Genomic DNA, 26,233 nt, shown 5'->3' on the forward strand with positions numbered 1-26,233 from the left:
TGGAGCATCAGCGGCCGAGCTGCATGATGAGTGAGCGCGTCTCGGCACCGTCGGGGCCGGAGAGCGAAACAACGACCGGTTTCCCGAGCAGGAAGTCGGCACGCATGAGTGCGACATGCGCGTCGTCGATGGAGCGCACCGGTCGGCCGGCGACTTCGCTCAATCGGGCGTTCTCGAGAAACCCCGCGTCGTCCGCGGTTGAACCGGGAAGCACAGCATTGATGAACACGCCGGTTCGGTCCTGGCCGAGGCGCATGCCGTAGCGGATCAGAGCGGGGAAGACCGATTGTCCTGCGAGCACGGCCTGCGGGAACTCCCCGACAAGCACCTCAAGATCGAGAGGTGCTCCGTCTCGCCAGACCCTCACGGTCGCACGCTGACCGGGGGACATCGAGCCGATGCTCGATCGAAGCATGGCTGGATTCCGGATCGGCGCCTGATTGAAGTGCGTGATGATGTCGCCCGATCGGATCCCAGCTCGTGCGGCCGGACCTTCCTGCTCAACGCGGGGGATTCGCACGCCGGTTCCGATGAAGCCCGCATCGGAAATGATCGGCTCCTCGTTTGCAGGAATCGTGATGCCGAGGTAGCCGCGCGTGACATCTTGTCCTTTGACCATCTGCGACACGATCGGCTCGATGGTTGAAAGCGGGATGGCGAACGAGATTCCCGCCGACTGTCCCTGCAGGAGGTTCTGGGTTCCTGCGCCGGTGGCGATCGCGACGTTCATGCCGATCAGACGAGCGCGGTAATCCACGAGTGGGCCGCCGGAGTTCCCGGGGTTCACCGCTGCATCTGTCTGAATGTAATTTGTCATGCCTGTCGGCTCGTCGTTGAGCGGATCACGGCCCAACCCCGAGACGATGCCCTCCGACATCGAGAACTTGAAGCCGAATGGAGACCCGAACGCGAAGACGCGCTGGCCGATTCTCGGTTCGAGCCCCGTCGCGCGGGCGATCGGGAGCAGCCCCTCGGTCGATGCGGGTCGGAGCACGGCGATGTCGGTGTAGGTGTCGGCCTTCAGAATCTCCGCAGGGGTGATGCGCCCGTCGCTCGTCTGGATACGGATGAACGTTGCACCCCGGACGACGTGCGCGTTGGTCACGATGTGGCCTTGTAGATCCCAGACCCATCCCGAACCCGAAGAGGCGCGACCGCGTCGTGATTCGCTGGACGGGATATCCACATCGATGTGGACAAGGGAAGGCATGACCGCGGTTGCGACCTGCTCGACGGACCGGTTCAGACGCTCGAGAGACTCTTCGGCTTCGAGGGCGACGCGTGCGCCCTGCGCTTTCCCGATGGTGGCAGCGAGCGACATGCGTCGGACGACTGTCGGCCCGACGAACATCAGGGCGACCGCCGCGAGCAGCACCACAACAGCCGGACCAAGAGCAACGAAACGACGCATCAGCGGGGTCTCCAGCAGTCGCCGTTCAGACGCGTTTCTCGTCAGAGTCGGCGGGGGCGAGGCCCGAGCTGAGAATCTCTCGCAGTCGCTGCGTCTCGCCGGGCTTCATTGTGTATCGCATGCCGCCGATTCTGGATGCGGCAACCCGCTCGACCCACTCCTTTCCTGCTTCTTCGATGGCGGCACCGAGCGAAGCGACCGATGCGGCAAATCTGGGCGGCGCATCGGTCAGCCCGATGAGATCGTGGAGCACAAGTACCTGGCCGTGACAGGCGACGCCAGCCCCGATGCCGATCAGCGGAACGGAGGTGCGGGCGAGTATCTCTGCTGATACCTCGTCGGGCACGGCCTCGACCAGAAGCATGATCGCGCCGGCTCGCTCGAGCGCCACCGCGTCGAGAACGACCTGAGCGGCTTCTTCCGCGGTGCGACCTTTCGAGGCGTAACCGCCGGAGAGCATGGCCTGCTGAGGTTTCGATCCGACATGTGCAACCACGGGAATCCCGGCCCGGGCCATCTTCGAGACGAGAGGAGCGTAGCTGGCGTCCGCCTCGATCTTGACGGCATCTGCGCGGCCCTCGGTCAGAAATCGGGCCGCATTTCGGAGAGCCGAAGACTCGTCGGCCTGGTACGACATGAAGGGCATGTCGCCCATGACCATCGTGTTGGGGGCTCCGCGTTTGACGGCGGCGGTCAGCGCGAGCAGCACGTCGAGGGGCATGTCGATCGTGCGATCGAAGCCGAGAATCATCTCTGACGCGGTATCGCCGACGAGCAGGATGTGCACACCCGCACGTTCGAGCCAGCGTGCGGTGGTCGCGTCGTAGCATGTGAGGCACGAGAACTTCTCGCCGGCGAGGGCCATTCGCTTGATCGTGCGAATCGTGACGGCGGGGCGCGCCGTCGGCCCGGCCCCTGCCTTCGGACGGGGGCGACGGGCAGACTTTGGATCCGCCTCTTCGGAGGGAGGACCCTTGGTCTCGGGATCTTCGCCGGGGGGCGGCATCGGGGGGCTCTTGCTCACGCTTGGATGGTACTCGGTCTCCGGCGGTCGGGATTATGACCATCCGAACCTCGCGTACGGACATGACTCTGGTTCGCAGCGGTTTAGAATCGCCCTTATGGCCCTGCTCGCCGTCACCAATCTCATGCACAGTTACGGGGATCACACGATCCTCGAAGGGGTTTCATTGAGCATCGAGGCGGGTGACCGCATCGGCATCGTGGGACGCAACGGAGCGGGCAAGAGCACGCTCTTGCGCTGCATCACAGGGGAGATCCGCCCTGATTCGGGCACGATCTCCCTGCAACGAGGAGCCCGGGCCGGATACTTGCAACAGGATCCTCGCCTTGATCCCGATGAAACCCTACGGCAATCGGCCGAGGGCGCGTTCAAGGCCCTTCATGATGTGCACAAGGAACTCGACCGCGTCTATGAGCAGATGGGCTCGGCGGAGGGACCCGCACTCGATCGGCTCTTGAAGCAACAGGTCGCGCTCGAGCAACAGATGGAGTCTCTGGGCGGATACAGCATCGGGCACCGGATCGACGCCACACTGCACGGCCTGGGCTTTACGGACGCTCAGTTCGAGATTCCGGTGAAGAGTCTCTCTGGAGGGCAGCGAGGCCGACTCGCTCTGGCGAGACTCCTGCTTGAGGGCCCGGATCTTCTGATGCTCGACGAGCCGACCAATCACCTTGATATCGATGGTCGCATGTGGCTCGAACGATTCCTGCGTGACGAGTACAAGGGCGCGGTCGTCATGATCTCGCACGATCGCTATCTGCTTGACGCGGTTGTGAAGAGGATCATCGAAGTCGAAGACTGCCGACTGATCGATTACCCCGGGAATTACGCGGCGTTCCGCGAGATTCGCGCCCAGAGGCGGCTCACGCAGCTTCGTGCGTATGAGAAGCAGCAGGATCGATTCCGCAAGGAAGAAGAGTACATCCGGAGGTTCAAGGCCGGTCAGCGAGCTCGCCAGGCCAAGGGGCGAGAGAGTCGCCTTGAGCGAGAGAAAGAGGATCGGACACTCGAGCGACCGATGGAGTTGGACTCCTTCCGGCTCGCGCTGCCGCGTGCGGAGCGAACGGGCGATGTTGTGCTCTCCGCGCGGGGACTCAGTAAGTCGTACGAGAGTTCGGACGGCTCAACGCGGCATCTTTTTACCAACCTCGACATCTCGATCGCGAGGGGCGAGAGGTGGGCGATTGTCGGACCCAACGGGGCGGGGAAGACGACGCTTGTGCGCTGCCTTCTGGGCGAGCTCGAACCCGATGCGGGCACACGGCGAACGGGCTCGAATGTCAAGCCGGGCTACTACCGGCAGACGCACGACCACATGGAGATGGACGTGCCGGTCTGGAGGTTCCTGCAGAACGCGATCCTGAAGGAGACGCAAGGGAAGCCGTGGTCCGAGCAGCAAGCCAGAGACCTTGCGGGAGCGTTTCTGTTCACTGGGAAGGAGCAGGAGAAGGAACTGCGTGTGCTCTCAGGGGGAGAGCGGTCTCGGGCGGCCCTCGCCGCACTGCTCGCGAGCGCGAAGAATCTACTCGTCCTCGACGAACCGACCAACCACCTCGACATCCTTGCTTCCGAGCGGCTGGAAGAGGCGCTCCGGAAGCCCGCTGAGGATGGAGACGATGTCGGGTTCGACGGCACTTTGGTCCTGATTTCGCACGATCGGGCCCTCATCGACGCGACCTGCGACCACCTCTTGATCCTCGACGGCTCAGGATCAGCAGAGGTCTTTGTGGGTAGTTTCAGCGAGTGGTACTCCCGTCGGCTCGCCAACCAGCGTCAGGCCCAGCAGGATGCCGAGGATCGTGAGCGGCAGCGTGCGGAACAGGAGCGAAAGCGAAAGGAGGCCGAGCAGCGTGAACAGGCGCGCCAGGCGGCGAGCGTTCGCGCACCGGCACCGAAACGAGGCAATGACTCCGGCTCCGCCAAGAACCGCCACTCCTGGCTCTCCGTTGACCAGCTCGAAACCAGGATGGGCGAGGTCCAGGCGAAACTTGAGGACCTTGAGATGATGCTGGCGGATCCCGCCGTCTGGACCGACGTGGCGAAGAGCAAGTCGCTCACCGAAGAGCGGAACCGAGCACGCGCCGAACTGGAAGAGCTTGAGGAAGCGTGGCTCAGGAAATCCACCTGAGGCGAACGGATCAGCGTGCACCGACAATCCATTGCACGAACGCCAAGGCGAGTGCGATCCCCAAGAGAATGGAGATAGCAAGTCTTCCGAGCACTGCCCGAGATGTCTGGACATCTTTCTCTGCCGGCCCTCGCACCAAGCCGAGCCGCGACATGGCGCCAGGCGAGACTTTCGCACCCGACGGCTTCGGCTGCGCCTTCGCGAGCCGCGCATCGTCCTGCATGATCGCTATGACGAGGTTCGCATCGAAGGGTCTCAGCCCCATACGAACACCGGTGGTGACGAGTCTGGACCGTATCTCTGGCCGGAGTACGGCCGCTGCGCCTCCTTCGAGAGACTCGACCACTCGCCGAGCGAGGATCGCCCGTGCATCCTCCGGGTCGAGTGCTGATGCCCTGGCGTTTTCCTCCTGAACCCGACGAACCCTGCTCGAAAGCACTGAGACTGAACCTGGCGGATGCTGGGACTCGCGATCAGGCACGAGTCTGGTCGTCCGTCGCCCAGGGCCGTCGAGCGGCGTCAACGGCGTTGTATCCACGCCGCCCTCAGGGTGGACTATCCGCAACATCCCCTGATTCGTTGGACCTCGTTGCATGCCGTTCAAGCGTAGTGCATGCGCCGTGCCACCCGGAAACGGATTGGCCGATCCTCGCAACAGTCTGGCCCGTACTCGTGACGATACAGTCACCGTCGGAGGATTCATGGACGATCCGATCACACACGACAACGCGGCGAAACGTGAAACTCCTGAGTTCTCGGACCTGATCATCGATCAAAGCCCGGACGAGATTCGTAGGCGGCTCGACATCGCCGCACGAAGGGGCAGGATCCCGGGGTTACATCCGGGAACCGGCGACCGACTCTTCCACGTGGATGGATGCGGTACACCGTTCGACCATCATCTGATCGCAACATGGACACCGGCAGGCAAGAGCACGCGAGTCAGTTTCACGCTTGAGAGACAGCGACGTATACCCTTGATCTTCGCGGCATTACTGGTCGCAACAGTCTGGCCCGGCGTGTACTTCATGGATCAACTCATCCCCGGTGAGTGGAACTGGATACGAACCGAGTACTGGTATCTGCCGCTCACGATCCTGCCTATTCCGTGGTTCTGGCGCTCGACGGCCAGAAAGTCGAGGCAGATCGCCGCGGAGGATGCGAATTCGATCGTGGCAAAGATCAGAACAGAGTTCGGGCTTCAACCAAGAGAAGAGACGGCCACGCCGGCATGAGCGACGCGGCGCGCATCGTTGAGCAGATCGCTGACGGGCTGATCTCAGCGGAGATCGCGCTCGCTGAGGAACAAGCCCTGCGCGGGCTCGACATGCTCGATGAGACTGAGATCCACGTTCACATCGCCGGCTCGCTCGCTGCGTATGGATGGGGAGTCCTGCGGGAAGTGGCGTACCCGACCCCGCCGCATCCGCGTGCGAGGCGGTCACTCCGAGAACGCTGCGACCTTGTACTGACGCCGAGCCCGGGGCAGCACATCATCGATGCAGTCGAGCGAGCCGCTCGGTTGGAGAAGCAGTCGGCGACGCTGTTCGCATCGATAGAAGACACGGCTCACCACGATGATGGTGAGATCGATCCCTCTGTAGCGATCTGGCTGGAACTCAAGACAACCGGTGAGTTCGTGTGCCGCGATGGGATCGGGGGGCCGAATCAGTCTTACAGCAGCGAGGTTGTCCGCGGCCCCGCGACAGACCTTCGGAAGCTCGCATCAGACGCCACAATCGAGCGAGCTATCGCAACGCTGATCCTCTTTGCGAGCGATGAGACCGTCGCGCGTCACGATATCGACCGTGCGGCACACAGCATGCTCGATCGGGGACTGCCGCTCGGATCACTGGAGGTCGCGACGCTCAAGATCGCGGATCGGATCGGAAACCGCTGCTGCTGCGTCGCGGGATTTGCGTGCGCTCGAAACCTGCTCAACGGTTAAGTGCTGCGATCGCGGGCATGGCGGCGCACGCCTCGTCCGCCGCATCAGCGATCAGCTCCGCTGCCTTGGAGGAGGCATCCCTGCCGGCGAACTGCTCAACGACACGCTGCAACTCCGATCGTTGCAACGATGCGAGGTCGGGGGACTCAAGCAGATCGCTCGCGTGCCGCACGATGGGCTCGGCGTCGCCGAAGTGCGGCACCAGTTCCGGGACAATCTCTCGACCGGCGATGAGGTTCGGCAGCGTGAAATGGTCTGTCGTGAAGAGAACGTCTCGCGCGATCGTGTAGAGAGCACGATCGAAGAGTCCCGACTTGTACACGATGACCATCGGGCGGCACTGTTTCGCGATCTGGAGCGTGACCGTTCCGCTGACAACGAGCGCGAGATCGCACCAACGCACGATGGCGTCTGTCCGGCCGGAGAGCATCTCCAGCCCGGCGGGCCAGCCCCCGAGATCCGCGGCCATCGACCGCAGCGTCTGTTCAACTCTCGGGGTTGTTGCCGCTACACAACCGATCAACTGCGGGTGGTCGGCCTTCAGGCGCCTGAACGCCTCGTGGAGAATCGGGAAGTTCCGTTGGATCTCACCGGGCCTGGATCCGGGCATGATCGCGATCCTTGGGTGAGTCTGGCCGAGGGCAGCCGCCTCTGTGTCGAGAGAGTCCGGATCGAGAACGTGGTCAAAGAGCGGATGACCGATGAACGTTGCGCGCACGCTCCTTTCATTGAACCACGGCTCCTCGAACGGAAGCAGACAGAGCACATGATCGGTCAGCTTGCGGAGCTTGTTGATACGCCAGCTCCCCCATGCCCAGACCTGCGGAGCGACGAGATGGACGACCCTGATCCCGCGACGCTTTGCGATGCGACAGATCGGGAAGTTCGCAGCCGGAGAATCGACCGGCACATGCACCGCGACCGGGTTACTCTCGAGCCACGCTGCGATCCGACGGTTGATGCCGCAGTGCTCCTTGATCTTCTTGATGCCCGGCATGCCCATCACCGCGTCGTCGCCGGTGCGCTCGACGATCGTCGCGCCGGCCTCGGCCATCTTGGGTCCACCCCAGGCGTGGATCGAGATATCGGGACGCGTCCTGCGGAGCCGGGCGATGACCGCCGATGCATGGTCATCGCCGGACGGCTCGAACGCCGTGAACAGGATTGCGGGTGTGCGGGATGGCGGCGGGGTGGCGCGTGACAAGGCAAGCAGTCAATCCAGCCGGAGGCCTCGGGTCAAATCGGATGCAACGGGACCGGATCAGAAACCCGAGTCCGAGAGCCACCCGGACGGCCGGGATCCCAGCGCGGTGGCGATGGCCAGCAAGGACTCCAGCGAGGGGAGGTGTGCGCCTCGCTCGATCGAGGAGAGCTGGCTGACGCTGACGCCCGATGCCTCGGAGAGCTCCTTGAGCGTCCATGAGCGTTCGGTTCGGGCCATCCGGATGTGCCTCCCCAGCCCCATGCGGAGCCGGTCCTGGGCACGCTGGCCGAGCTCGAAGGCGTCGGCTGCTTGCGCGAGGCAGCGCCGGAGTTCATCGATCGAGAATGGCTTGGCAAGGTAGTCGAAGACGTCTTTCTTAAAGGTTTGGCGCATGCTGTCGAGCGAGGGGTATCCTGTGACCACGATCACGCACAGCCGCTGCCAACGCCGACGGATCTCGTTGAGCGTTTCTTCGCCGCTGAACCTGCCCATTTTGATGTCGAGGAGCACGACGTCCGGGAGCCGTTCCTCACACATGGAGAAAAACTCGTCAGGCGTCGACGCCACCCGCACCTCGTGTCCCTCGGCATCGAGCACTGTGGCGATGTACTGGCGGAAGTCCGCGTCGTCGTCGAGTGCGACGACGGAGAGCGAAGGAGGCACGGCGGAAGGTGTCGATTCCGAGTCCATTGGGTACATCCTACTCCGACTCTGCGGATCGGTGCTCTTCGGCGGGCTGCCCGCGCTCCGGTTGGCGCCCTTGAGCGTGCATCGGGAGGAGTAACTCCATTCTCGCGCCGCGTCTGTCCGGCATGTTCCCTGCAACAAGGACGCCGCCGTGCTCCCTGATGATCCCTTCTGAGACAGCCAGCCCAAGGCCCGTCCCTCGTGAATCCAGGCGTGTGCTGACGAACGGCTCGAAGAGCGTTGTGAGCAGGGATGGCTCGATGCCCGGGCCGTTGTCTGTGACTGTGATGGTCGCCCAGATCGCTCCGTCTCGGTCCCCGACAACCGATTCAACCAAGATCTGACCTGGTGGATCCGGTGCGAGCGAGGTGCGTGTCCGAACGGCGTCGGTCGCGTTGCGCAGCAGGTTCACGAAGACCTGCACCATTCTGTCGGCATCGCACTCGACGATCAGATCCGGCTTGACCAGATTCTGTATGGAGACGTCTCTCGCATCGCGATCCAGTCGAACAAGCGTCGCGGCCTCCTCAACGATGCCTCGAATAGCAACCGGCTGCGAGATCGGCGGACGGACACGTGCGAAGTCCAGCAGGGACTCGCTGAGCCGCTCGAGTCGCCCCACCACTCTCAGCATCAACTGCGCTTCAGCGTCGGAGACGCCGGCCCCCGGGTCGCGGCTGAGCCGCTCGACCATCCCCTTGAGCACAGCGAGCGGGGTGTTCAACTCGTGCGAGATGCCCGCCGACATCATGCCGAGACTGGCCAGGCGATCCGCATCGGCAAGGTTGCGACGCGCCGCTTCGAGCAGGTGATTCTTGCGTTTGAGATCTCCCGCCACACGCTCGATCTCGCCAAGCGCCCTCGAGAGTTCGTGCTCCTTCTCGCGGATTGTCTTGATCGACTCGTTCCGCGAACGCATGATCTCACCCAGCTCATCGGCGGGAATCGCGGACTCCGGGATCAGCTCGTCGTCGGTTCGGCCTTCGCGAACGGCAAGATCTGCTCTCAGCATGCGACGGATAGGGGCGTAGACCTGCTGAGGCAGCACGAAGACCTCGAGCGATAACGCGACAAGCGCATAGACGCCGAGCAGGGCGATCACCATGAATACATACAGGCGCATGACCGCGCTTCGGGCTTCATCGATCCGGACACTGATCTTTGTGAACACTCCATCGTCCGCACGGGGGTCGAGATAGACGACCGTCGAGACCCCGCTGACGGCATCCACTCTCAGCGGCACACCGGGAGATGCGGAGGCCTTGTTTGCTTGTTCAGGAGGAAGCCCAAGATCGGAGGCCGACCCTCTGGCAACCACAATCCCATCGGGGAACGAGAGATCCGCGATCTCAGCAGAAATGAGAACTCGTGCCAGCGCGGTCGCCTCGTTTACTTCCGCGCGTTCGACGATCTCGGAGATCGCCGGCCTGAGCGCGGCCAACAGAATGGTCGCGAGCGCGGCCGAGAACGCTGTGTGCAAGAAGATGAGCTTCTTTCGGATGCGCATCCCGGCGAGGAGTCCTCGCCTGACGCGACGGTCCGAGACGCCGTGGCGCTCGCTCACGCTGCCGATCTCCTTCCGAACGTGCCGGCTACAAGCGTGCCGCACCGTCGGCTACAGTCCGACGTGTCCAAGTTCCGCGAATCATCGTCCTCAGACCGTGGCCCCACGGCAAGCCGGTCCGCAAAGAAAGCGGCAGGACCTGGGCTGCAGAGTCAGGACGCCTCACCGACCCCCCCACCGCCCCCCACTGCCGCGACAGACGGGCGGGATGCGGCGATTCGTCACCTGGCGAGACTCGCTGCACGATACCCGGATCTGAACCCCGAGACTGTGAGAACAGATGGGCTCGACACCCGTGAGGCCGCGCTTGCCCATGCAATCGTTGATCAGGCGGTGCGGCGGTGGATCACGATTGAGCATCTGATCCGCGTCTGCGCGATGCGCGAGCCCGCGGAGTTTGAGCCGCGACTCAGAGCCGCGCTCCTCAGTGGAGGCGTGCAGTTGCTGTTTCTTGATCGGATCCCTGATCACGCGGCGATCGACCAGACCGTAGAGTGGGCCAAGACGCGGATCAGGCCCGGGGCAGCCGGCATCACGAATGCTGTCCTCAGACGGCTTTCGAGCGTTCGAGCTTCTGATGCTTCAAGCACGAGGATCCTGGATGACCGCTGGGAGGACCGACGAGACGAGCTCCCTCTGTCCTCGGGAGGATCTCTTCGTCTCGCGGGAGACGCGCTCCCCTCTGATTCCATCGAGAGGTGGGCCGTATCAACCGGGCTGCCACGGGATCTTCTCTCGAAATGGGATCTGGATTGGGGGAGCGAGCGTGCACGCGATCTGGCCCTTCACGCCATGATGCAACCTCCGACGATCCTGAATGTGTCGCACGCCGAATCACGACTTCCTGCGGACCTGATCGAACCCCATTCCATCGCGGGCTTCGCTGTCTTTCAGGGGGACAGAGGCACACTTTCCAGAATGCTCAACGCACGCAGGGATGTCTGGGTGCAGGACTCTTCTGCCGGTGAAGCCGTGAACGCGATCGCTGCGATCGACGCGGCACGAATCGTGGACGTCTGCGCAGGACGTGGCACAAAGACCCGCCAGCTCCGGGCGACGTTCCCTGGCGCATCGATCATCGCCTCTGACACGGATCGAGCACGGCTGGCACAACTGGAAGAGATCGTGGAGAGTGACGAGCGGGTGGCGGTCGTCGATTCGGCATCGCTCGCGAGATCATGCAACGGGAAAGCGGATCTCGCGCTACTCGACGTCCCGTGCTCGAACACCGGAGTTCTCGCGCGCAGGGTTGAAGCGAGGCACCGCTACAGCCCAGAGCAGTCGCAACGGCTCAGAGAGATCCAGATCGGTATCGTCAAGCAATCGCTGAACCTCGTTCGATCAGGGGGATGGGTTGTGTACTCCACGTGCAGCATCGAGCCCGAAGAGAACGAGGAACTCGCTAAACTGGTCAGCGACCGATTCGGGCTGCGCCTGGAAGCCATGCACCGCACCATGCCGGCGGGGAAGCCGGGAGAGCCGCCACATGGATACCGTGACGGCTCATTCTGGGCAGTGCTGCAGCGGCCGTGACTTTCACTAACGAAAATCGGGCCACGGTGCGGCCCCCCCCACGATTGGCCGCGTGTTGGGTGTGGTCTACACTCTGCCCCATCGCCGAGACGCCTCGGTCCATGACGCGGCCAACCGGGAAGAGCGACGAATGAACCTGCTCGACATCCTTTCCCCAAGTTGCATCCGTGCCCCGCTTGTCGCTGTCGATAAGCGCGCCGTGATCGACGAGCTTGTCGATGTCCTCGCCGCTGCCGGCAAGGTCAGCGATCCTGGGACGCTCAAGCAGGCCGTCTGGACTCGAGAGCAGACTCGCACGACAGGTATCGGGCACGGGCTTGCGATCCCCCATGGGAAAGCCGCGGGCATGTCTGCCCTGGCCATGGCGATCGGCAAACCTGCCAACCCCCTCGACTTTGAGGCGATCGACGGTCAGCCCGTGCGCTTGATTGTGCTTCTCGCCAGCCCTCCTGAGCGGACGAGCGATCACATCCAGGCGCTTGCCAGAGTGAGCCGCCTGATGACGATGGAAGACTTCCGGCAGCGGATTTATAGCGCAAGCACCCCGGAAGAGATCCTCGAACTGATCAAATCTCAAGAGTCTTGACACCCTCTATCAGGGTGGATTCAAGGTCCGGATAATCAACGCGGCCCAGCGCAGAGATCGGACCGTGGGGCTTCCGTTCTCAGTGCGATTCCGCTACGCTGAGTATCTCGTGGGGTTTAACCCCATCACCCTGGAGACGGAGGCAGAAGCATGAAGAAGATGATCGCCGCGGCCGCACTCGTGGCCGGTGTATCGTGGTGCGCGCACGCTCAGACCCCACTGACAACCGAACGGATCGCAGCGGGTCTCTCGAATCCTTTGTTCGTAACCCATGCGCCCGGTGACGACACCAGGATCTTCATCGTTGAGCAGCGGTCGGGTTCCACGGGAAGAATCCGGATCTACAACCTGCTGACCAACACGCTCGTCACGACGCCGTTCCTTTCGATATCCGGCGTTTCGACGGCGAGCGAGCAGGGCTTGCTGGGTCTTGCGTTCCACCCGAACTATCTGGCGAATGGCTACTTCTGGGTGAACTACACGAACTCATCCGGCACAACGGTGATCGCGCGATATCAGGCGACCGGCGACCCAGCGACGTCGAGCTTCGCCAATCTGGCCAGTGCTCAGGTTGTCCTGACGATTGCACAGCCGTTCAGCAATCACAACGGCGGCTGGATCGGCTTCGGACCGGACGGTTACCTCTACATCGCGACCGGTGACGGGGGCTCGGGCGGCGATCCGGGTAATCGTGCCCAAGATACGACCAACCAGTTGCTCGGAAAGATGCTCAGAATCGATGTCGACGGTCCGGACAACATCCCCGGAAACGCCGACGACGATGGATTCCCTGCCGACGCCACCAAGCTCTACACGATTCCCTCGGAAAACCCGTTCGTCGGCACCGAGAACGACGACGAGATCTGGGCGTACGGGCTTCGCAACCACTGGAGAAACTCCTTCGATCGCGAAACGGGCGATCTGTGGATCGCAGACGTCGGCCAGAACAACTGGGAAGAGATCAACCTCCAGCCCGCCACAAGCACGGGCGGCGAGAACTACGGCTGGCGCTGCTACGAAGGCAACAACGCCTTCAATACAACCGGTTGCGCCTCTGCTTCGACCATGAAGTTCCCCATCCATGTGTATAACCACTCGACCGATGGGTTCTCTTGCTCTGTGACCGGCGGGTACGTGTATCGCGGGCCGATCTGCGATCTTCGCGGCACATACTTCTTCGCTGACTATTGCTCGAACAGGATCAAGTCGTTCCGCTACAACGGCGTCTCGGTGACAGAGTTCACCGACCGAACGACGCAACTCGATCCGCCGGGTGCCATCGCGATCAACTCCATCACCTCGTTCGGCGAGGATAATCAGGGCAATCTGTACATCGTCGATGGCGGCGGAGAAGTGTTCCGCCTGATCCGGAGCGGTCCTGCTGCCGGGGATTACAACGGCGACACGATTGTTGACGTGCTCGATATCCTCGACTTCTTCGATGACTTCGGGACCTGCTTCGGCGAGGACCTGCCATGCGGCGGCCTAGGCAACCCTGATTTCAATGGCGATACCGTCGTCGACGTGCTCGACTTCCTGGACTTCCTCGATGCGTTCGGGCGCGACTACTGTGTGTGATCACGCCCAGACGACGCACGCCGACTGACGCAAGCCCGCCTTTGTTCTCGAATGCGCCGATCCGGGCCTCCCACGCTCGAACGAGTCTGGGAGGCCCGTGTTCTTGATGCAGCTCGCTCAAGTGTCGGCTTTGGGTCCGGGGTGCAACTTCGACCCCGCCGACCGGACCTGGGCGATTACACCGATCAGTGATTCCATGCGACCGAAGGCACGGTCAGCTTGGCTGCGGAACATCACATAGGGGAAGAGCGTCGTCAGGGCCACGACAAGCCCGAAAACGGTCGTGTAGAGAGCTTCGGCGATCCCCCCCGCGACGAGCGTCGGATCGGTCACACCACGCTCTTGTCCAAGCAGCTGGAAGGACTCGATGATGCCGGTCACAGTGCCGAGAATCCCGAGCATCGGCGCCGCGGTAACGATCGTCGAGAGCGTCACGGAGAATCGCTCGATGCTCGGCCTGGATCGCTCGATGAGCTCGATGCCGTGTGCCTCGATCGCGGAGGCCTCGGCATTGGCGCGTGCGTCGGCAAGCAGCCGTGCCGCGAATGGCCCGTAGACGGACCGATCGCTCTCGGCGAGATCCGCCGCACCGGCGAGGTCTCCCTCACGAGTGCGTCTAAAGACGGAGCGGAGAAGCCGCGCGGTGTGGGATGAGTGTGTGCGAGACCAGAACCAAGTCCGTTCGAGGGAAAGCGTCACCGACACGATACTCATGCCGAGCAGGGGCCACATGACCGCACCGCCATCGGCGAAGAAACGAGCAAGCGTGTTCAGGGCATCTGACATCGCCGTCATGGTAGACACGGGGTCTCAACGGGCGGGACCTACGATCGGTGCACGTCCGGTACGGCGGGAGCATGGTTGTGCGAGATACGTCATCGATTGTCCAGTTGGTTGATGCACAGATCGACCGAGTCGTGACCCGACCCGGCACGCCTCCCGCGCTGATCGACTCAATCAGGTACGCCGCACTCGGCCCCGGCAAGCGCGTGCGACCCCTGCTCGCTTGGCATGCTTGTGTCGCTGCGGGCGGAAGCGGTCCGGAGTCTTTGCCCGTCGGTGCTGCGGTCGAGATGGTGCATGCCTTCAGTCTGGTGCATGACGATCTCCCGGCGCTCGACAACGACGACCTTCGCCGCGGGCGCCCGACACTTCACCGCCGTTCCGGTGAGGCAATGGCCATACTCGCCGGTGATGCGCTGCTGACTCTGGCGTTCTCGTCGCTTGCGGATCTGTCGCTCCCGGCATCACGAGTGCTGCGGATTCTCAATGAGTTGACGGCCGCCACGACCGGAATGATCGCGGGTCAGGTGTACGACTCTCTGGGTGGTCTGCCGAGCGGGCTCTCGGACGAAGAGCGGGTCGTGCTGATCCACAGAAACAAGACCGGTGCTTTGATTCGGGCGTCGGCTGTCATGGGTGCCCTATCCGGTCCGGAGGAGTCGGCCGATACGCTCGATGCGATCGTCCGATACTCGGACGCGATCGGCCTGATGTTCCAGATCGTTGACGACCTTCTTGACGTGACCCAGACTTCGGAGGCAGTGGGAAAGCGCACTGGAAAGGATGCCGAACTCGGCAAGCTGACCTATCCGGGGGTGCTTGGCATCGATGGGTCGCGGACCCGGGTCGACGAGCTGCTCTCCGGAGCCGAAGAAGCGATTTCTTCTCTGGGGCCACGATCCGCCGGCCTGCTGGACATGGCCCGAACTCTGGCGCGGCGGGACCACTAGATCTCTGTCGGCATAGACGTGGCCGGCCTCGGCCGCGACTGGTACAATTGTTTCAGTACATATTGAAAGATCCAATCCTTTGAGCCACATCCCACCACGCATCCTCGCCGGACTGAGTTCCCCACGCGACCTTCGGTCACTCTCGATAGAGGACTTGGAGCGTCTCGCCAAAGAGATTCGCGAGGCGATCGTCGCCCAAGTATCAAAAACGGGCGGGCACCTCGCGCCCAATCTCGGTGTGGTCGAGCTGACGATCGCGTTGCACTATGTCTTCGACTTCGGTCACGACAGACTTCTTTTCGATGTCGGCCATCAGTGCTACCCCCACAAGCTGCTCACGGGGCGTCTCTCGATGCTGTCGGATCTGCGAACCCGCAAGGGCATGGCAGGGTTCCCGGAGCCGAGCGAGTCACCTTACGACCTGTTCAGAGTCGGGCACGCGGGAACGGGGATCTCAACAGCAGTGGGCATGGCGCGGGGCGATGCGCTCAATCGCGAGTCATACGAGCCCAAAGCTCGCACCGACGGCCGGCGGGTGGTCACCCTGATCGGCGACGCCTCGATCGTGAATGGCGTGGCGATGGAAGGGCTGAACAACGCGGGCACGCTCAAACGCCAGTTCCTTGTCGTTCTGAATGACAACGGGATGTCGATCAGCAAACCACAGGGCGCGGTTTCACAATACTTCGACCGGGTCAGACTCTCGACGCTCTACGGCGATTTCAAGAAATCCGCCCACAAGATCCTGAAGCATGTCCCGGGTGGTTCCGCGCTGGAAGAGGCGTACCACCGCATGGGCGAGGCGACCAAGGCGTGGGTGACCGAGGACTCGTGGTTCGAGAGGTTCGGACTTGTCACCGTCGGCCCCATCGACGGACATGATCTGCGGACTCTGATCGAGTTTCTGACGGAGGCCCGCGACTTTGATCGCCCGATGGTTCTGCACGTCAAGACGATCAAGGGGAAGGGCTACTCATTCAGCGAAGCAGACGCGAGCACGTTCCACTCTCCTCCCGCGTTCAGCGTCGATGGCGAGGTCGTCCGTGAAGGATGCCGCGTTGAGTTGAAGAAGGAAGGCCGCTCGTTCACGACCGCCTTCGGCGAGGCCATGCTCTCGATGATGGAGCGGGACGAGCGAATCGTTGCATGCACAGCAGCGATGCCGGATGGCACGGGCCTCACGCGGGTGATGAACCAGTTCCCTGACCGATGCTGGGACGTAGGGATCTGCGAGAGCCACGCCCTCGACATGATGGCCGGACTTGCCAAAACGGGGTACAAGCCGTTCTTCGCGGTCTACAGCACGTTCCTTCAGCGTGCCTTCGATCAGGCCTTCCAGGAATCCGCGCTCCAGGGCCTCCCTGTTCGCCTCTGCCTCGACAGAGCGGGCTTGGTTGGCGGCGACGGCGCGGTCCACCACGGCTTCTGCGATGTTGCACTCCTCCGCACCCTGCCGAACGCGTGCATGATGGCGGCGATCGACGAGCCGTCCCTCATCGCGTCGCTCGAATTCATGCGCACGTTTGAGGATGGCCTCTCGGCCGTTCGCTATCCGCGTGACAACGTCTCCTCTGCCGTGGCCGATTCGCCATGCCCGGCGTTCGCTTTCGGCAAGGCACGGTTGCTTACAGCTCCTGCGGCCCGCGTGGACATCGCCGTTCTGGCGTTCGGGACCCCAGCGATAGACGCCCTCGTCGCGGCGAGGGAGCTCGCGCCCGAGTACGCCGTATCGGTCTACGACGCTCGCTTCGCAAAGCCGGTCGATCGCGAACTCATCAGGAAGCTGCTGTTGGATCGTGTGCCGATTCTCACGCTGGAAGATCACAGCGTTGTCGGCGGCTTCGGCTCTGCCGTGCTCGAAGCGGCCTCCGAACTCGGCCTCGATACGTCTCGGATCCGCATCCACGGGCTGCCGGACTCATGGATCCATCAGGATCCGCGCTCGTCGCAGCTCGCCGAGGTCGGGCTTGACGCCGCCGGAATCGCCCGCGTGATCCGCACGATGCTCGACCGCTCTCAGCCGACAGCACGCGAGAGTCCCGATACCTCCTTGGCCGGGCACACCACGGAGATGACTCAAGCACCTGTCCCAGAGCAGGTCTGACCGCTGTTTGGCAGGTACACTCAACCATGCCCAAGCGCGTGCTGCTTCTGGTGAACCCTCGGAGCGCGGAAGCGACCGCTGTCGCGAAGGACCTTGTGTCGGATATCGCATCGGTCTCGACTCTTTTGGGGGTCGAGGATGCTCTGGAAACACCACCGGGACCTCTGTGCGCGAGCGCGGATGTTCTTGTGGTGCTCGGAGGCGACGGGACTCTGCTGTCCCAGGCAAGGCGTTTCATCGACTTTGATGTTCCGTTGCTTGGGGTCAATCTCGGCCGGCTCGGTTACATCGCAGAGTTCACCCTCGAGTCGTTCCGACACCAGGCCGCGTCGTTGCTAGGTGATGGGCCGATGCCGCTGAGGGATCTCGTGATGATCCACGCCGAGGTCTTCAGCCCCGGCTCGCAATCGCCCCGCCTCACAGGGACCGCGCTGAATGAGGCCGTGGTGGCCAACGGTCTCCCTCGCCACATGATGGAGCTTTCGATATCTATCGACGGGCGTGTGGGTCCTTCCGTCAGCGGAGATGGCCTGATTGTCTCGACGCCCATCGGCTCAACCGCATACAACCTCTCGGCCGGAGGTCCGATCCTCGCACCGGATACGGACGCCTTTGCGATCACACCGCTCGCGCCTCACTCGCTGAGTTTCCGCCCTGTCGTGGTCTCCGGCGCGAGTGTGATTGAGTTATCGATGTTGAGGGCGACGTCGGACGCGGGTGGCGAGACATGCGCGCTCGTGCTTGACGGCCAGGTGTCAGAGCCGCTCGGAAACGCAGACCGCATCGTTCTCAGGCGTCACGCGAGCCGCACGAAGTTTGTGCGGAATCGATCCGCCGACTACTGGGGCACACTGATCGAGCGTCTCCATTGGGCTGCGCCACCGAAGAGGCGCCCCAGCTGAGAGTGAAGCGAGGCGATATCTCACGCGCCGAACTCGCCTCATGAAGGCACCCGCAATGAAACCGGGCGGCCCCTCGATGGGACCGCCCGGTCGCGTTGAATCAGATCATGACTCGAACTCAGTCGCAGCCAGTGCCGAAGGCGTCGAGATAGTCAAGGAAGTCGAGGATATCAACGAACGTATCCCCGTTGAAGTCGCCGCTGATGCCGCCGGAAGAGCAGGGTGCGGGCTGATTCTCGCAGGTGCCGAAGGCGTCGAGGAAGTCAAGAAGATCCGTGACATCCAGTCCGCCGCCGTTGATGTCCGCAGCACATGGCGGTGTGCAATCAACCACTGTGACCTTGAAATCGTCAACCGCGGCCTCGACGATCGAGCCGGAGCCGAGGTCCGAGGCCTGGAATCTCATGCGCACGGTCGAGGTCGGGGCGACAAAGTCGCCGACGTTGAACTCGTGGAAGTACCAGCCGCCGGAGGCCTGCGGACCCGTTGGGCCGACGGTCTCCACGGTTGTCCAGGTGGAGCCGTTGTTGTTCGAGATCTGGATCACGAAGATGTCTGCGTTCGGAGCCGCGCCCTTGTCGTTGGAGTACCAGCGCCAGTAGGAGATCTTCGCGCCGGATGCCCCATCAAGGTTGATCACGGGGCTGACAAGGGTCGTCGTGCCGTTATCGACGTCAAACTCACCGATGCTGGAGCCGGCGCGGCCGTCGGTCACCCAGCAGTTCACGCCCGGAGCCGGTGTGGTGTCGTCTTCCGGCTGTGCTGCTGTTCCCTGCGGATCCATGCGGTTCCAGATGCCGGACGTAGCATTGTCACCGGGAGCCCCGACAGTCCATCCACGGTTGATCTCCATGTCGTCTTCGAACGGAATCTCAACGCCGTACGCACCGGTCGCCACGAAACGGGCACCGTCGGAAGTCGCCGTTGAAGGATCGAACGCGAATCCGGCGGCCGACTGGGCACGGATGTAGTACTCGATCTTGTCGCCACACGCGACGATGGGCAGAGAAGCCGTGTAGTTGTTCGGCGAGTTCTGCGTCATGGGCAGGAGAGTCTGGCTGCCCCCGTTGATGGAGTAGACAACCGCGCCGGTGCCCGCGATAGGCGTGCTACCAACTGCGGAGACGATCACAGGGAAGGTGGCCGCAACACCGGGAGTGACGTACTCAGGACGCCCGCTGGGGTATGTGAAGGCGAGGAGCTGGAGAGATGGGCAAGAGATCCCGTGCTGTCCGAATGCGTTGCAGATCCGGCTGTAGTTCGGCGTGCCGTCACTGAGATTTCCGTTGTCGTCGTCGACGGTCAGAACCTCGATCGCAGTCGCCGGGTGGGCAGAGTTCAAGGTGCCGCTGCCACCGACCGTGATCATTGCCCAGTCGACGTTGAGCTGACGAGCGAGATCGAGGCCGGTCGCAGTGCCGTAGAACGACTGGTAGTTCTCGGTCAGCTCGTACCAGGTGCCACCGAGGATCTGACCACAGGTGTGAATTGCTGAGGAGGAGCAGGGGTACTGCTGATTGGCTGAAGCCGGGTTACGAATCGCGCCGCCACCAGTGAAGAAGCCCTGGCCGACGACACCCGTGTCGTACATCATGATGGCCATGGTGTCACCGAAGCCCTCACCGAAGGCGTTCTGCGAAAGGCCGAGGCGATTGACGATGAAGTGGCCGTACTCGTGCGCGACAACCGTGCTGAAAGAGGTGTTGTTGCAGCCGCCGCCTGAGTTGTAGAAGTTGATCGATGGACCGCCACCGCCCGTGGTAAAGAAGGCGTTACAGGTGCCGGAGACGCCCGTGTTCGCCGGAATGACAATATCGAGACCGGTGAAAGCCGGCGCACGGTCCTTGATGTAATCGTGGGTCAGTGTCGTGTGAACGAACGCGTTGATCTGGGCGACGTTGCCCTCAAGAGTCGAGCCGTCACCGAAGATGAAGTTGCCGGGACCGGGCGGCGTGACACTGCCGCTCACCGAAAGCTCGGCGATTCCGTTCGGATTGACGTTGACCCACTGGCCAGCCGAGAGGTTCGACGTGACCGTGACGGCCGACGATCCGGGATTGGCGATCGTGTAGTTGCCGCTGCTGTTCGTGAAGGCGTTGTTCCCGCCGGTGATCGTCATGCGGATCTTCGGCATGGGGAGGTTTGCCGGAGGATTGCCCGCGCTGTGCGCGAGCAGGTTGGGTGTGCCGAAGCCCTGGACGTTTCCTGAGACATCGATCGTGTAGACCTCGTCTCTGGCTTCCAGGATCACCCCCGTCGCCGTGTCAACAAAGAACGTGCGCCATTGGAAGTCGCCGGGAAGGTCATGGCCACCCTCGAACTTCCAGGCCTCCGTCGTGCGGCGACCTTCCGCGTCGGCCCAAACGACCAGCTCGGGGATAGTCCAGTTGCCATAGGAGCGGAACATCGGGTGAGCCGCGGCGATCTGAACCGCCTGCTCTGCGTCCATCGCGAGAGCAGCAAAGCCGTCAGCGGGGCGGTCGGCGAGTTTGGACGAGGCGAGAACAACCTTGCCGAGCGCGTTGTTCACGACGATCCGGGCGATCCCGCCTTCGACGGGCAGGCCGTTCATCGTCTGCTTGTATGCGAAGACGGTGAAGCGACCATTCGAGATCTCGTGCGCGCGATCGATCTCGAGATCGGAAGGCGAAATGCCCCAAACCGAGGCGTACGAGGCGAGCCACGCTTCAGCCGCGGCATCTGGTGTAGCGCCCCCCGACATCGGCACGCCGTACACCATCTTGATGTTTGTCCCCTCTGTGAGGACTCTGGCTCCAGGGAACTCAAGCTCAAGCTCAGCGAACTTCACGCCCGCCGCTCCCGTAAGTCCATTTGTCTGATTGGTCGCAGTGGCCGTACCTGCCACGAGCACGAGCATCGCCGCCGCAATCCCGGTTGCTCCACGTACTCTCATCACGCTAACTCCAGATTTGGGTGTGAGGGAAACTCTCTCGTGCCCCGGAAGCACCGCCGCAACAAACCGGGATTCAGAACGGCACCCGCGCCCAGAATGAGCGAGAGAAATGACCGCCCGTATTGATCGGCTGTTCGGCCGTCCTAAACCGGCGGTTCCCGCATGTGAGGCGATCGCCTCAGAAGCACGCAAAAAGTGCCCTAATACCTAACGAATCGTGAATCAATTGATCCGTGATCCAAAGCGAGCGAGTCGAGCCGCTTGGCATAGCAGGCAAGTGCCGGCCGCGGAACGTCCGATAAACCCGTTCACACGGTCTTCAGGTCTGCGGCAAGATGATCCCGATCCACAAGCACCGTCTTGAACGCCCCCGGGAGGGCTCGAACCTCCGACCGACGGATTAGAAATCCGTTGCTCTATCCAACTGAGCTACGGGGGCAGTGATCTGAGTGTATTCGAGAGACGGGCAGGAAACAGCCATGCCGGCACTCCACGCGGGAACAATGGAGGAATGATGCCCAAGAACGGATACACGCTCGGACGAGTCCCCCATCTCCTGCTTGCAACACTCAGCGTGGTGTTTGCCTCGCTCGTGGCTGTTGCTTTGCTGCCCTCGCAGGGCCAGACCTGTACCGCTGCGGCATCCTCAGCATGGTCCGCACCTGTCGACATCCGTGTCGCGACGTTCAACGTCGAGGACATCCGAGAGTCAGACCTATCCGACCCTAACCACCCACGACTGAGACGAATCGGATCCGTGATCCGCGAGATGCGTCCAAACATCATCCTCCTGAATGAGATCGCATACGACGGCCCCGGCTCGCCCGGTTTTCGCGAGGGCGACCAGCCGGGCCAACTCGCGCAGCGATTCGTCGAGATGTTCGTCCACTCGGCTGAGGATCACTCTCAGTCTGGCATCCGTTACCGCGCGTTCATGGCGCCGGTCAATACAGGGATGCACAGCGGTTTCGATCTTGATAACGACGGCCGCGTTGTTTCGACCTTTCCACATCCGATGCCGTCGAACCCGGAGGGCACTCCACCGAGACAAACCAACGAGCAGCGCGCGTACGGCAACGACGCATGGGGCTTTGGTACCTTTCCGGGTCAATACGGCATGGCGCTCTTGGTTGACGAACGCCTCGAGATCGTGAGCGACCGCGTTCGTACGTTCCGGCTCATGCCGTGGGACTATGTGCCAGGTGCGTTCGTGCCGCGCCTCCCCGAGACGAACGAGCCGTGGTACGACGCCGAAGAGTGGGCCATCTTCCGATTGAGTTCGAAATCGCACTGGGACATTCCGGTGCGCCTGCCGAACGGCCAGATGATCCACTTGCTCTGTTCACATCCGACACCGCCCGCATTTGACGGCCCGGAGATGCGGAACCAGAAGCGGAACCACGATGAGATCCGATTCTGGGCCGACTATCTCGATGGTGCGGCATACATCGTCGACGATCGGAGTCAGCCCGGAGGGCTCGACCCTGACGCTCACTTTGTGATCCTTGGGGATCTGAACGCCGATCCCGAGAAGGGCAACTCCTTCAAGAATCCGATCAAACGAAACCTCTTCGCGAACACGCGGATCAACTCATCCATCACGCCCGTCTCGGACCTCGCTGTCCCGGGGCTCGAGCCGAGCGACACCGCCATGTTCAAGCTGAGAGTCGATTACGTGCTGCCCTCGCGCACCCTCGAACCACTTCGGGCGGGCGTGTGGAGATCCAACCCCGAACCGGTGGACAAGCCCTTTCCTTCCGATCACTTCCCGGTGTGGATGGACTTGCGGATTCCCCCTCCATGATGGTGCCCGTCCCGCGATGCATCTCACGCCCAAGGCGATGCATGGATACCGAGGAAGGTGTATACTCTCGGATTGAAATTGCCGTCAGACAGCAATGTGTGCTGTTGAACAGGACGGCTATCGCCCGACGATTCGTGCAGCGTTGACACAGCACCCTTCCACGATCACGAGCAAGCTCGACAGCGTTGGTGGCGCAGTCGTTGTGCCGCGCTCATTCTGGAGTGCAATCGTCGCGACGACCAAGCCGGGCATCACCCGTCTCGTGACGATTACAGCACTCGTGGGCTTTGCGATGGCCGCCCTCGGCCGCGGATGGACCTCGCCGGAACTCGTCCTCGCTCTTTGCGGCTGTACGATCGGGACGTTTCTCTCTGCCGCTGGCGCGAACGCCCTCAACCAGTGGCTTGAACGTGATCGCGACGCGCGCATGCCCCGCACAGCGATGCGTCCGATTCCTGCTGGTCAGATCACCGCATCGGCAGTTCGAACGGCGGGCTTATCACTCTGCGCTCTCGGGCTGCTCACGCTATGGCTCACAGTCGGCATGATCCCCATGCTGGTGTCGCTCGCGTGCATGCTCTCGTACATTCTCGCGTACACGCCACTGAAGACGCGCACCGTGCTAGCAACGCTGGTCGGCACGATCCCGGGTTCGCTCCCTCCCTTGATCGGCTGGACGAGCGCGGGGGCTGTGAGCGGAGACGTGCTGGCACCCGGGGGTGTCTCGCTCTTTGTCCTCATGACGATCTGGCAGTTGCCGCACTTCTGGGCGATTGCGTGGCTCTACCGCGAGGACTATGCCCACGGCGGCTATCGCGTGTTGCCGATGATCGATCCGAGCGGTCGTAAGACGGCAGCGGCCATCGTTCTGACTTCGATCGCTCTTCTGCCGGCGACACTCTGGCCGGCTTGGGCGATGCCGGAACTCCTCGGAGCGTTGTACATGAGCGTGGCCGGGGTGACCGGACTGGCGTTCCTCGCGCTGGCGCTCAGCATGGCACGGGACCGCTCGCGGAAGTCCGCTCGACGTCTCTTCCTTGCATCGATTATTCACTTGCCCCTGCTGCTCATCGCAATGGTGCTGGATGCGTTTGTGCACGCGTTCCTCTGATCTGGCTTCTCCCGCCTCACGCTCGGACGCATGCAAGCCGATCGTTCCAACCCTACCCCGCAACACTCACAGCACGAGAGTGAGAGTTGCCGCCAGCCGTTGGAACTCAGCGGCATCACACGGGTGTATGGACGAGCCCGCGACAAGGCGAAGTCGAAAGAGATCGGTCCTGTCTCACTCACCATCGAGCGGGGCTCGTTCGTCGCGCTCCTCGGCCCGAATGGCTCGGGAAAGTCCACGCTCTTGCGCATCCTCTCGCTCAGCGACACACCGAATTCCGGGCGGATCCGATGCGCGGGAATCGATCCCCATGAGAGCAGAGCTTCTCATCGCGCCTACAGGTCCGCGCTCGGCGTTGCCTTTCAGTCACCTGGCCTTGACCGGCTGCTGACTGTTCGTGAGAACCTTGTGCTGGCGGGCGCAATCAGCGAGCTCAAGCCGGAGGCCGCCCGCGACCGCATCACCTCGCTCAGCACGCGGCTCGGCATCGCGGATCGGCTCGACGATCGCGTGTCGACGCTGTCCGGCGGCCTGATTCGACGAGTGGATCTCTGCCGGGCGATGCTCGCGAGGCCCTCCCTGTTGCTGCTCGATGAGCCGACGGCCGGACTCGATCTCTTGGCGAGAGAGGAGTTCATGCGGCTGCTTGCGCGTGAGATGGACTCGATCGACCCTCGTCCGACAACGATCATGGCCACCCACATGATGGACGAGGCCGAAGGCGCCGATCGTGTGGTGATGATGCACCGCGGGAAGGTGGTCGCGGATGGAAGCCCGGAAGAACTGCGAGATCGCGTCGCGAAGCGTCGCCTGCGAATCTGGATCCGAAGCGAATCGGACAGCACTCTCGCGGCCCGGTGCCTCGCCGCAGCCCCACAACAACTGATTCAACGCGAGGCAGGAGCGACAACAACGAGAGACATTTGCATCGGGCTGCACGAGGAGTGTGCATGGCTCGCCGGGGTCATCAGCTCGTTGAGCGAATCGGGATTGTCGTTCGAGCTCTCCACCCCCACTCTCGGAGACGCATATGTCCTTGCCACAGGGGAGTCGCTGACGCAGGTATCCGACACTTCGCCTGATCTCGGCCCGGAGGCATCGTCATGAACGCGATCTCCGCGCTTGTCGGGCGCGAGTTCACCCGATTCCTGCGCCAGCCCTCTCGCATCGCTGCCAGCATAGGCACTCCAGCCATGATCTGGGTCTTTCTTGCCTCCGGCTTTGCGGATGCGATCGGAAGTAATGAGGGTGTGTCGTACACCGTGACCCTTGCGCCGGCGATGGCGGCTCTCACCATCGTGTTCGCATCGATCTTCGGTGCGATCTCCCTGATCGAGGATCGCCAGTCCGGTTTTCTGCAGGCGGCACTCGTGAGCCCTGCCCGGCGCGAGCTGATTGCGTTCTCGAAGGTCATCTCGGGTTCAGTCGTTGCGTTCGCTCATGGCGCGGTGCTGATTCTCCCCGTGGCATTCATCGAACCTCAGATCGGGCTCGTTCAAGTGGCGGGCTCGCTGGTCCCGCTCGCGTGCATCGCTGTCGGTATCAACGGGCTCGGGCTCGCACTCGCGTGGCGTGTCGATTCGATCTCGGGCTTTCATGGGGTGATGAATCTTGTGCTGATGCCGATGTGGCTGCTCTCGGGCGGCCTCTTCCCGCTTGAGACTTCATCCGCCTGGCTGCGTGTGGTCGCCCTCGCGAATCCGCTCTCATGGCCGATCCGAACGATACAAGGCGTGTTTGCGACGGCGCGGCCATCTGAGCCGTGGTGGCTGCTCTGGAGCGCTACGATCATGTTCGCCGTCGCGGGGCTACTTGCCGCGAGTGTGACCATCGGCCGAGGCCGTCGCCAACGATGAACGAGACTCAACGCACATCTGATGCTGACCGTCCGGCACCACGCATTCCACGCCTGCTCTTTCACGCGCTGATCGCCACAGTGACTGTCGTTGTGACCTCGGGAATCATGTACTCGATGCGCCCGAAGCGGGTGTCGGCCCCA

At 62.6% G+C, this 26,233-nt stretch carries 21 protein-coding genes and 1 tRNA gene; 13 read left to right on the forward strand and 9 right to left on the reverse strand.

The features are described from left to right. Window positions 1–7: 7 nt before the first annotated feature. Both KF838_08330 and panB read right to left on the reverse strand, forming a co-directional pair. The gene (locus KF838_08330; GenBank protein ID QYK46792.1) at window positions 8–1,411 is read right to left on the reverse strand and encodes a trypsin-like peptidase domain-containing protein; all 1,404 of its coding nucleotides are present in this window, start codon (window positions 1,409–1,411) and stop codon (window positions 8–10) included. Window positions 1,412–1,436: 25 nt separating this feature from the next. Next, window positions 1,437–2,435: a 3-methyl-2-oxobutanoate hydroxymethyltransferase gene (gene panB, locus KF838_08335; GenBank protein ID QYK46793.1), complete on the reverse strand. Its 999-nt coding sequence runs from the start codon at window positions 2,433–2,435 to the stop codon at window positions 1,437–1,439. Between the two features lie 97 nt (window positions 2,436–2,532). Between panB and KF838_08340 the strand changes: the two genes are divergently transcribed. Further along, a complete protein-coding gene (locus tag KF838_08340; GenBank protein QYK46794.1) occupies window positions 2,533–4,566 on the forward strand; it encodes an ABC-F family ATP-binding cassette domain-containing protein in 2,034 nt (677 codons plus the stop codon). Between the two features lie 10 nt (window positions 4,567–4,576). On the opposite strand, the gene KF838_08345 is transcribed toward KF838_08340, so the two are convergent. Next, on the reverse strand, window positions 4,577–5,161 hold the full coding sequence (locus KF838_08345) for a hypothetical protein (GenBank protein ID QYK46795.1): 585 nt from the start codon (window positions 5,159–5,161) through the stop codon (window positions 4,577–4,579). A gap of 106 nt (window positions 5,162–5,267) precedes the next feature. On the opposite strand from KF838_08345, the gene KF838_08350 reads away from it, so the two are divergent. Together KF838_08350 and KF838_08355 are read left to right on the forward strand one after the other, a co-directional pair. Next, window positions 5,268–5,801 carry a hypothetical protein gene (locus KF838_08350; GenBank protein ID QYK46796.1) on the forward strand — a complete coding sequence of 178 codons (534 nt, stop codon included), beginning with the start codon at window positions 5,268–5,270 and terminating at the stop codon, window positions 5,799–5,801. Then, window positions 5,798–6,514: a hypothetical protein gene (locus KF838_08355; GenBank protein ID QYK46797.1), complete on the forward strand. Its 717-nt coding sequence runs from the start codon at window positions 5,798–5,800 to the stop codon at window positions 6,512–6,514. Before KF838_08350 ends, KF838_08355 begins: the two co-directional genes overlap by 4 nt. Here the strand turns inward: KF838_08355 and KF838_08360 are convergent. From KF838_08360 to KF838_08370, 3 genes are read right to left on the reverse strand one after another with little or no spacing between them, the layout of a single operon-like run. Then, window positions 6,504–7,718, reverse strand: coding sequence for a hypothetical protein (locus KF838_08360; protein ID QYK46798.1), 1,215 nt, complete (start codon window positions 7,716–7,718; stop codon window positions 6,504–6,506). The two genes, KF838_08355 and KF838_08360, sit on opposite strands and share 11 nt — an antisense overlap. A gap of 57 nt (window positions 7,719–7,775) precedes the next feature. After that, window positions 7,776–8,408, reverse strand: a complete 633-nt coding sequence (locus KF838_08365) for a response regulator (protein ID QYK46799.1) — start codon at window positions 8,406–8,408, stop codon at window positions 7,776–7,778. A 10-nt stretch (window positions 8,409–8,418) separates the two neighbouring features. Continuing rightward, window positions 8,419–9,969, reverse strand: coding sequence for a hypothetical protein (locus KF838_08370; protein QYK46800.1), 1,551 nt, complete (start codon window positions 9,967–9,969; stop codon window positions 8,419–8,421). A gap of 63 nt (window positions 9,970–10,032) precedes the next feature. Between KF838_08370 and KF838_08375 the strand changes: the two genes are divergently transcribed. The 3 genes from KF838_08375 to KF838_08385 all read left to right on the forward strand — a co-directional run bounded on the left by KF838_08375 (window position 10,033) and on the right by KF838_08385 (window position 13,666). Then, window positions 10,033–11,502: a hypothetical protein gene (locus KF838_08375; GenBank protein ID QYK46801.1), complete on the forward strand. Its 1,470-nt coding sequence runs from the start codon at window positions 10,033–10,035 to the stop codon at window positions 11,500–11,502. Between the two features lie 130 nt (window positions 11,503–11,632). Continuing rightward, the gene (locus tag KF838_08380) at window positions 11,633–12,088 is read left to right on the forward strand and encodes a PTS sugar transporter subunit IIA (GenBank protein ID QYK46802.1); all 456 of its coding nucleotides are present in this window, start codon (window positions 11,633–11,635) and stop codon (window positions 12,086–12,088) included. Between the two features lie 150 nt (window positions 12,089–12,238). Further along, window positions 12,239–13,666, forward strand: a complete 1,428-nt coding sequence (locus KF838_08385; protein ID QYK46803.1) for a PQQ-dependent sugar dehydrogenase — start codon at window positions 12,239–12,241, stop codon at window positions 13,664–13,666. Window positions 13,667–13,783: 117 nt separating this feature from the next. Here KF838_08385 and KF838_08390 read toward each other — a convergent pair whose 3' ends face one another. Next, window positions 13,784–14,452, reverse strand: a complete 669-nt coding sequence (locus KF838_08390) for a MotA/TolQ/ExbB proton channel family protein (GenBank protein ID QYK46804.1) — start codon at window positions 14,450–14,452, stop codon at window positions 13,784–13,786. A 77-nt stretch (window positions 14,453–14,529) separates the two neighbouring features. On the opposite strand from KF838_08390, the gene KF838_08395 reads away from it, so the two are divergent. The 3 genes from KF838_08395 (at window position 14,530) to KF838_08405 (ending at window position 18,405) form a co-directional block, all read left to right on the forward strand. After that, on the forward strand, window positions 14,530–15,399 hold the full coding sequence (locus KF838_08395) for a polyprenyl synthetase family protein (GenBank protein QYK46805.1): 870 nt from the start codon (window positions 14,530–14,532) through the stop codon (window positions 15,397–15,399). Window positions 15,400–15,478: 79 nt separating this feature from the next. After that, window positions 15,479–17,503: a 1-deoxy-D-xylulose-5-phosphate synthase gene (gene dxs / locus KF838_08400; GenBank protein ID QYK46806.1), complete on the forward strand. Its 2,025-nt coding sequence runs from the start codon at window positions 15,479–15,481 to the stop codon at window positions 17,501–17,503. A gap of 26 nt (window positions 17,504–17,529) precedes the next feature. Next, window positions 17,530–18,405 (forward strand): NAD(+)/NADH kinase, encoded by an 876-nt coding sequence (locus KF838_08405; protein QYK46807.1) that lies wholly within the window; start codon window positions 17,530–17,532, stop codon window positions 18,403–18,405. 118 nt (window positions 18,406–18,523) lie between these two features. On the opposite strand, the gene KF838_08410 is transcribed toward KF838_08405, so the two are convergent. Together KF838_08410 and KF838_08415 are read right to left on the reverse strand one after the other, a co-directional pair. Continuing rightward, window positions 18,524–21,319, reverse strand: a complete 2,796-nt coding sequence (locus KF838_08410; protein ID QYK46808.1) for a hypothetical protein — start codon at window positions 21,317–21,319, stop codon at window positions 18,524–18,526. 365 nt (window positions 21,320–21,684) lie between these two features. Beyond that, window positions 21,685–21,758, reverse strand: a tRNA-Arg gene (locus KF838_08415). 72 nt (window positions 21,759–21,830) lie between these two features. On the opposite strand from KF838_08415, the gene KF838_08420 reads away from it, so the two are divergent. The 4 genes from KF838_08420 to KF838_08435 all read left to right on the forward strand — a co-directional run bounded on the left by KF838_08420 (window position 21,831) and on the right by KF838_08435 (window position 26,090). After that, window positions 21,831–23,123 carry an endonuclease/exonuclease/phosphatase family protein gene (locus tag KF838_08420; protein ID QYK46809.1) on the forward strand — a complete coding sequence of 431 codons (1,293 nt, stop codon included), beginning with the start codon at window positions 21,831–21,833 and terminating at the stop codon, window positions 23,121–23,123. A 142-nt stretch (window positions 23,124–23,265) separates the two neighbouring features. Continuing rightward, window positions 23,266–24,234, forward strand: coding sequence for a heme o synthase (cyoE, locus tag KF838_08425; GenBank protein ID QYK46810.1), 969 nt, complete (start codon window positions 23,266–23,268; stop codon window positions 24,232–24,234). A gap of 30 nt (window positions 24,235–24,264) precedes the next feature. Further along, window positions 24,265–25,341 carry an ABC transporter ATP-binding protein gene (locus KF838_08430; GenBank protein ID QYK46811.1) on the forward strand — a complete coding sequence of 359 codons (1,077 nt, stop codon included), beginning with the start codon at window positions 24,265–24,267 and terminating at the stop codon, window positions 25,339–25,341. Continuing rightward, window positions 25,338–26,090 (forward strand): ABC transporter permease, encoded by a 753-nt coding sequence (locus KF838_08435; protein ID QYK46812.1) that lies wholly within the window; start codon window positions 25,338–25,340, stop codon window positions 26,088–26,090. The genes KF838_08430 and KF838_08435 overlap by 4 nt, the downstream gene beginning before the upstream one ends. The last annotated feature ends 143 nt before the right edge of the window (window positions 26,091–26,233 follow it).

The organism is Phycisphaeraceae bacterium (genome assembly GCA_019454185.1).
Classification (GTDB): Bacteria; Planctomycetota; Phycisphaerae; order Phycisphaerales; family UBA1924; genus JAHBWV01.